The organism is Bradyrhizobium sp., assembly GCF_035701725.1.
Classification (GTDB): Bacteria; Pseudomonadota; Alphaproteobacteria; order Rhizobiales; family Xanthobacteraceae; genus Bradyrhizobium.
In genome coordinates this window covers 1-6,863 of record NZ_DASSRP010000177.1, presented here as the reverse complement: position 1 = coordinate 6,863, position 6,863 = coordinate 1, and the positions used below count along the sequence as shown (strand labels likewise).

The 6,863-nt window shown below is 62.7% G+C and carries 9 protein-coding genes and 1 pseudogene; 8 read left to right on the top strand and 2 right to left on the bottom strand.

Features of this window, described 5'->3' with window-relative positions; genetic code table 11:
• From VFL62_RS10645 to VFL62_RS10620, 6 genes and pseudogenes are all read left to right on the top strand, one after another.
• Positions 1-147 (top strand): annotated as a pseudogene (locus VFL62_RS10645) (glycosyltransferase family 4 protein); the annotation flags it as partial.
• Between the two features lie 283 nt (positions 148-430).
• Positions 431-628: a hypothetical protein gene (locus VFL62_RS10640; RefSeq protein WP_325172336.1), complete on the top strand. Its 198-nt coding sequence runs from the start codon at positions 431-433 to the stop codon at positions 626-628.
• A 202-nt stretch (positions 629-830) separates the two neighbouring features.
• Positions 831-1,553, top strand: coding sequence for a gluconate 2-dehydrogenase subunit 3 family protein (locus tag VFL62_RS10635; protein WP_325172335.1), 723 nt, complete (start codon positions 831-833; stop codon positions 1,551-1,553).
• A 13-nt stretch (positions 1,554-1,566) separates the two neighbouring features.
• Complete coding sequence (locus tag VFL62_RS10630) at positions 1,567-3,342, top strand: GMC family oxidoreductase (protein WP_325172334.1); 1,776 nt, start codon at positions 1,567-1,569, stop codon at positions 3,340-3,342.
• 23 nt (positions 3,343-3,365) lie between these two features.
• Positions 3,366-3,728 carry a cytochrome c family protein gene (locus VFL62_RS10625; protein WP_325172333.1) on the top strand — a complete coding sequence of 121 codons (363 nt, stop codon included), beginning with the start codon at positions 3,366-3,368 and terminating at the stop codon, positions 3,726-3,728.
• 9 nt (positions 3,729-3,737) lie between these two features.
• A complete protein-coding gene (locus tag VFL62_RS10620; RefSeq protein WP_325172332.1) occupies positions 3,738-4,622 on the top strand; it encodes an alpha/beta hydrolase in 885 nt (294 codons plus the stop codon).
• A gap of 8 nt (positions 4,623-4,630) precedes the next feature.
• Here VFL62_RS10620 and VFL62_RS10615 read toward each other — a convergent pair whose 3' ends face one another.
• Positions 4,631-4,924, bottom strand: coding sequence for a hypothetical protein (locus tag VFL62_RS10615; RefSeq protein WP_325172331.1), 294 nt, complete (start codon positions 4,922-4,924; stop codon positions 4,631-4,633).
• Positions 4,925-5,254: 330 nt separating this feature from the next.
• Between VFL62_RS10615 and VFL62_RS10610 the strand changes: the two genes are divergently transcribed.
• Positions 5,255-5,956 (top strand): hypothetical protein, encoded by a 702-nt coding sequence (locus VFL62_RS10610; protein ID WP_325172330.1) that lies wholly within the window; start codon positions 5,255-5,257, stop codon positions 5,954-5,956.
• Between the two features lie 28 nt (positions 5,957-5,984).
• Positions 5,985-6,425, top strand: a complete 441-nt coding sequence (locus VFL62_RS10605) for a hypothetical protein (RefSeq protein WP_325172329.1) — start codon at positions 5,985-5,987, stop codon at positions 6,423-6,425.
• Between the two features lie 24 nt (positions 6,426-6,449).
• On the opposite strand, the gene VFL62_RS10600 is transcribed toward VFL62_RS10605, so the two are convergent.
• On the bottom strand, positions 6,450-6,863 hold a 414-nt coding region (locus VFL62_RS10600; RefSeq protein WP_325172328.1), incomplete at its 5' end, for a DUF3362 domain-containing protein.

Sequence of the window (6,863 nt, the reverse complement as noted above, 5' to 3'; positions counted from 1 at the left end):
CAGGCGACTTGCGCGGTGAACCGGCTCGATGAGCTGGACCGTCGAAAAATACGCGCTCGCTTCGAGGAGCGCTTCTCTGCAAGCCGGATGGCCAGAGATTACGAAGGCCAGTACCGCAAGCTGGTCGCGGGCGATGGACAGGCTTGAGGCGGTCGCCCGTGCCGCACACAAGCTGGTCGTGACCGCAATCAGGTAGGCCATCGTGCCGCAGCAGGCCGGTTTCCGGCCTACATTGGTCATCTTGGGTATTTTGAGTAAGCCGGCGCTCTTGGCGGACGTTCCGGTGCCGACGGCGAATAAAGCAAACAAAAGACTCGCCTGGCCCCGCATTTGGGCGCAGATTTCATCCCGTCGCCGCACGATCAAAGGTATCTATCGGCGATGAGAACGCCGGTTGCGCTCCCGCCTCACTCGAGCAAGGAGCAGCGCCATGATCAAGCGGCGTCGTTTCAAGCAGACCATATCGCTGAAGGACAGGCTGACCGCGTTCGCTGAAGAAGCGCGCCGGAAGGCCAAGATGGTTGTTGGCGGCGGACGGGATGAACTTGTGAAGAAGGCCCGCCATGCCGACACGGCCGCCCATATCGAAGACTGGGTCAATTCGCCGGGATTGCAGCCGCCGAAGTAAACCCCTTCGTGAGCGTTGCCTTCAAGGCTGGTCGACGAAATACCAACACGCGCGAATGGGGCCATGCAACTTGTCCCGGAGGGAAACGCTTGCCGCGCGCCTCGACGGTGCTAACCTCACAAGATCGCCAAAGTCCGGAGTCGCCTGTGTAATCCAATAATTCAATAATCCAATAATAATGACAACGGTGGGGAGGACGGTCATGGCAGAAGACCCGAAAATCGGGCGCCGTGAATTTCTGACGGTTGCGGGGGCCGCGGCCGCCGCGCTGACGCCGGCAAGCCTTGCGGAAGCGCAACAAGCACAACCTGTACCATCGCCCGCCGCGGTATCGGCCACGCCACCGGTCGACGAGCCGTTGCTGACCTTGAGCGCGACCGAGCACGCCTTCTTCGTCGCCGCCGCCGACACGCTGATCCCCGCCGATGAGCTGTCGCCCTCGGGGAGCGACTGCGGCGTCGCCAACTTCATTGACCGCCAGCTCGCGGGCGCTTACGGCACCGGCGCGCGGCTGTACCGGCAGGGGCCGTTCACCAAGGGCAAGGCCGAACAGGGCTATCAGCTCCCGCTGACGCCACGCGAATTCTTCCGCGCCGGCGTCGCATCCGCCAACGAATTCACGCGCAAGGTCTATGGGAAGGATTTCGACCGCCTGAACGAGGAGCAGCGGATTGCCGCGCTGAAGACGATGGAGGCGGGCAAGGCGGAATTCGCCGGCTTCACAAGCGCGATGTTCTTCAACGCGCTGTTGCAGATCACCATGGAGGGCTTCTTCGCCGATCCGATGTATGGCGGCAACCGCGACATGGCGTCGTGGAAGATGGTCGGATATCCGGGTCTGCCGGCGACCTATCGCCACGACATCAAGAAGTATTTCGGCAAGGTCTATGACAAGCCGCCGCGTTCGATCGCGGATTTCTCGTGAAGGAGTCCGCATCATGACAACGATCCTCAAGGAAGTCGATGCGGTCGTGATCGGCGTCGGTTGGACCGGCAGCATCATGGCCCGCGAACTCACCAAGGCCGGGCTGCACGTCGTCGGCCTCGAGCGCGGCGCGCGGCGCATGCCGGCGGAAGCCTTCGCGCTGCCGAACGTGCGCGACGATCTGAAATATGCGTCGCGCCAGGAGCTGTTTCAGGATGCACAGGAGGAGACGGTCAGTTTCCGTCACGCGCCATCGGAAACGGCGCTGCCGGTGCGGCGGCTCGGCTCGTTTCTGCCGGGCACCGGGCTTGGCGGCGCCGGCGCGCACTGGAACGGCCTGACCTGGCGGATCCTGCCGTCGGACCACCGCTTAAGAACCCATCTCACCGAGCGTTATGGCAAGGGCGCCATTCCGAGCGAGATGACGATCGAGGATTTCCCGGTCAGCTATGACGAACTCGAGCCGTATTACGATCACTTCGAGAAGATATGCGGCGTCTCGGGCAAGGCCGGCAATTTGCGCGGCCAGAAGATATCCGGCGGTAACATGTTCGAGGGGCCGCGCCAGAACGAGTATCCGAACAAGCCGTTGCCGCAGACCATGGCCGGCGCCATCATGGAAAAAGCCTGCAAGGATCTCGGCTACTCTACCTTCGCGGGGCCGTCGGCCAATTCGAGCGAGGTCTATACCAATCCGGAAGGCCTGAAGCTCGGGGCCTGCGAATTCTGCGGCCATTGCGAGCGGTTCGGCTGCGAGGCCAACGCGAAAGCTTCACCGAACGTCTGCATTCTACCGAACCTTCTGGCCGATCCGAAATTCGAGCTGCGCAACTACGCCTATGTGAAGGAGCTGGTCTACGATCGCCAGGCCAGGAAGGTGAAAGCGGTGCGCTATGTCGATACCCGCTCGGGTGAGGAATACGAGCAGCCGGCCGGGCTCGTCGTGCTCGGCGCCTATGTCTTCAACAACAACCTGTTGATGATGATGGCGGGCATCGGCGAGCAATACGATCCTGCGACCGGCAAGGGCGCGCTGGGGCGCAACTACTGCTACCAGCTCTCCGGCAACCGGGTCACCGTGTTCTTCGAGGACAAGGTGATCAATCCGTTCATGGCCTCGGGCGCGCACACGACCAATATCGACGATTTCAACGGCGACAATTTCGATCATGGCGGTCTCGGCTTTTTCGGCGGCGCCATCATCGCCGCGGGCACCACCAATGGCCGTCCGATCCAGACCCGTCCGGTGCCGCCGGGCACCCCGCGCTGGGGCCGCGAATGGAAGCAGGCGACGGCGAAGTGGTACAACCACGCCTTCAATATCGGCGCGTCCGGCTGTAGCTACGCCCACCGCGAAAACTATCTGGACCTTGATCCCTCCTACAAGGACGCGCTCGGCCGGCCACTGGTGCGCATGACCTACAACTTCCGCGAAAACGATCACAAGCTCGTGGAATATATCGGCGCCCAGATGGAGCGGATCGGACGTGCGATGAATCCGACCAAGATCGGTCCGGCATCGGTGCGGCGGGGCAACTACAGCGTCGTGCCGTATCAGTCGACCCACAACACCGGTGGCACGATCACGGGTTCGGATCCCAAGACCAGCGTCGTCAACAAGTATCTGCAAGCCTGGCACGCCGATAACCTGTTCGTCATGGGCGCATCGGTGTTTCCGCAGAATGCCTCCTACAATCCGACCGGCCTGGTCGGCGCGCTGGCCTATTGGTCGGCGGAGGCGATCACCAAACGCTATCTCAAGAACCCCGGCGCGCTGGTGCCGGTCTGATGTCCACCGTGCGAAGGATTTTCATGCGACAGTTTTCGACCATTCTCGGCGCTGCGATCCTTGCGGCGTCGCTCTCACCGGTAATCGCAGCCGATGCCGAGCACGGCAAGGTGCTGTTCGAGGCCTGCGCCGCCTGCCATCAGGACAAGCCCGACGCGCTCGGACCGAGCTTGAAGGGCGTGGTCGGACGCAAGTCCGCCGCGCTGGACGATTTCCGCTATTCCAATCCGATGAAGCGGGCCAATCTGGTCTGGGACGAAGCCAATTTGCGCGAATACATCACCGATCCGCAAGCCAAGGTGCGGGGCAACCGGATGCCGTTCGACGGCATGCACGATCCAAAGGACGTCGACGACCTCATCGCGTACATAAAGACGTATAAATAGAGACGAGCGATGACGGTGGACAGCAGCAAGGCACATGGCGGCGTGAAACCCTGGCCGGCAAGCTTCCGTGCCGAGCAGATGCCGGTTGCCGACGGCACGCAGTATGTCCGCATCGGCGGGTCGGGACCTGCCGTCGTGCTGCTGCACGGCTTTGGCGATACCGGTGACATGTGGGTGCCGCTCGCCGAAGTCATGGTCAGAGATCACACGGTCGTCGTGCCCGACCTTCGCGGCATGGGTCTGTCTTCGCATCCGGAAGGCGGCTACCGGAAGGTCGAGCAGGCACGCGACCTCGCAGGAATCCTCGACCGGCTCGGGGTCAAGGACGTCGTCCTCGTTACCCACGACATCGGCAACATGGTCGGCTACGCCTTTGCCGCGCAGTATCCGGCGCGGACGACGAAATGGGTGGTCATGGATGCGCCGCTGCCGGGGATCGGGCACTGGGACGACCAGTTGAAGAATCCGAAAACCTGGCATTTCAACTTTCGCGGGCCCGATGTCGAACGGCTGGTCGCCGGGCGCGAGCGCATCCTGCTCGATCGATTCTACAATGAGCTTTCGGCCAACCCGGCCGGGATCGACGAACAGACCCGCAATCACTATGCCGAACTCTATGCCCGGCCGCTTGCGATCCACAACGCCTTTGGCGGCCAGTTCGCCGCTTTTGCCGAGGATGCGCTCGACAATCAGAAGCTGCTCGAGCAAGGCAAATTGACCATGCCGGTGCTCGCGATCGGTGGCGATCATTCCTACGGCGCCAAGCTCGCAAGCGAGGTCGGATTTGCGGCGGTCGACGTTCGCGCTGCCGTGATCAAGGATTCCGGGCACTGGATCATGGAAGAACAGCCCGCGCAGGCGATCGCGCTGATCACGGCCTTTGTCGGCAAGTAGCTTCGCTCTCACCCTAGAAGGGCGAAAGCGACGCTCGTCACCGGCCACGCCACGATCATGAGCGCACTCGGCAGGACGTTGGTTGCACCGAGCGAGCCGCGCTGGGCGAAGACCCAGACAATCGAGGCAAGCCAGACAAAGACAAAAAAAGCGCTGGTCAATAATGCGCCGGGAATCCCGGCGAGGATCAGGCCAAGCGGCGTCATTCCCATCGCCAGGACGCCGACCGTCAGCAGCCAGCGCGACAAATCCGACGTACCGGTCAAAAGCGCGTCGACGGTATCTTCACCGGGGGCTGGCATGAAATCCCGCATCAGCTCACGTTGCGTTGAAAGAGTGCCTGTTGGATCGTCGCTGGCGCAGTCTCGAGGCTTACATCCGGCCTCGAGACTGCCCCAGAGACATCGACAATTTGGCCGATTTCCACATTTGCGCACATCGTGCCGGTTCCCGCTTTAACCTATGATCATGCTGTCGCGCGCTCGGGAATGCTTGCGCGTTTGAACCGGGAACCGCCTCAAAGCGACTAGTGGAGTGGATTTGACATTCGCTGCCCGCGTGCCGCGAGTATGGAAAGCGTATGTCAGAATCGGATCTCTAGATGGTGGCTTGTCTTTTTGGCCGGACCCCGGATGCGCGCGATCACATGGCTGTTATTTCTGTTCCTGTCGTTGCTGACGGCGCCGCCGCTGGCGGTCGCGGCCTATGACGCCGAAGATCCCCGGAATTGCAACGGCGTCGGCTGGGACGACAAGTCACCCTGGGTGATCGCCAAGGTGACGGCGAAGCCGCGCGTCAATTTCGTCAAAAGTCCGTATGACGACGACTTCAAGGCCGAGACCTGTCCCGCATCGACGGATGCCTGCCGCAGGAATGCCTATCTCGTCACCGACGACCTCGTGTTCGTCGGCGCTGTGCAAGGCGCGTTCACCTGCGTCAACTTCCAGTCGCCGCTCGCCAAGAAGCAGGTCTGGGCGACCGGCTGGCTGCCGAGCGCGGCGCTGACGCAGGTCGCGCGGATGTCGCCGACCAGACCAGAGGACTGGATCGGCAAGTGGTATCACCCCGGCGGGCCGATCGAGATCACGCCGGCAAAGGGCGGCAAGCTGCATGTCGAAGGCGGCATCACCGTGCCGACCGCGCGCGATTTCCACAACGGCGACTTCGCGGCGGACGTCACAGCCGCGGCCGACATGCTCGATTTCGTCAGCGCCAATGACGAGAGCTGCCACGTACAGATGCAGCGCATCGGGCCGTGGCTGATGGTCGGCGACAACGGCGGATGCGGCGGCGCCGGCGTGACATTCCAGGGGCTTTATCGCCGCACGAAATAGCCGGCCAGCGCTTGCCATCGAGGCCGTTATGGACTTCCTGATCGCCGCGATTGTCCTGATCGGAAAAATCCTGATCGGCGCGGTCGTCCTGATCGTCGTGCTCGTCGGCGGCTGGCTTGGTTGGATCGCGATCGCACGCGCAATGGTGAGGCACGAGCCGGTCGAATATTATCGCGGCTGGGGCGGCTATTGGCACCCGATCGGCCTCACCGACAAGATCAGCAAGGAAGAGGCCGACAAACTTCACGCCGAAGGCCGCGTGTACCTGATCGGCCGCTACGACGGCAAAAAGCTCGTGCGCGTCACCAAGATGCTCAAGGGCGCGGTGTTCTTCGATTTTGAGTATACCTACCATCCGAATGGAAGGTGCGCGAGCGTCAAGACCACGAACGCGAAAGGCGTGGTGAAGGTCCGCCGTTACGACCGCCGCGGCAAGCCGGAACCGGATAATGCAAGGGGATTCTGGTGAGCGAACTGATGTGCTGCGTCCGCGTTATTTGCGGATCGGCACGCCCTTGGTGGTGAAGCGCTGAGTCCTGCCGCCCTCGCGCAGCGGCCGGCGCGTCGAGGCCGCCTTGCCGGTGCCGGGCGGCTGGTGCGCCGGGACCAGTTGATCGGGGCCCGAGCCGATCAGGTCGCGGCGTCCCATCGCTTTCAACGCTTCGCGCAGCACCGGCCAGTTGTCGGGATCGTGATAGCGCAGGAACGCCTTGTGCAGCCGCCGCTGCCGCAGCCCCTTGATCGCCTCGACCTTTTGGCTCGCCCCGTGGCGCACGCCGCGCAGCGGATTGACGCCGGTGTGGTACATCGCGGTCGCGGTCGCCATCGGCGAGGGCAGGAAGGTCTGCACCTGATCGGCGCGGTAGCGGTTCTTCTTCAGCCACAGCGCGAGGTTCATCATGTCCTC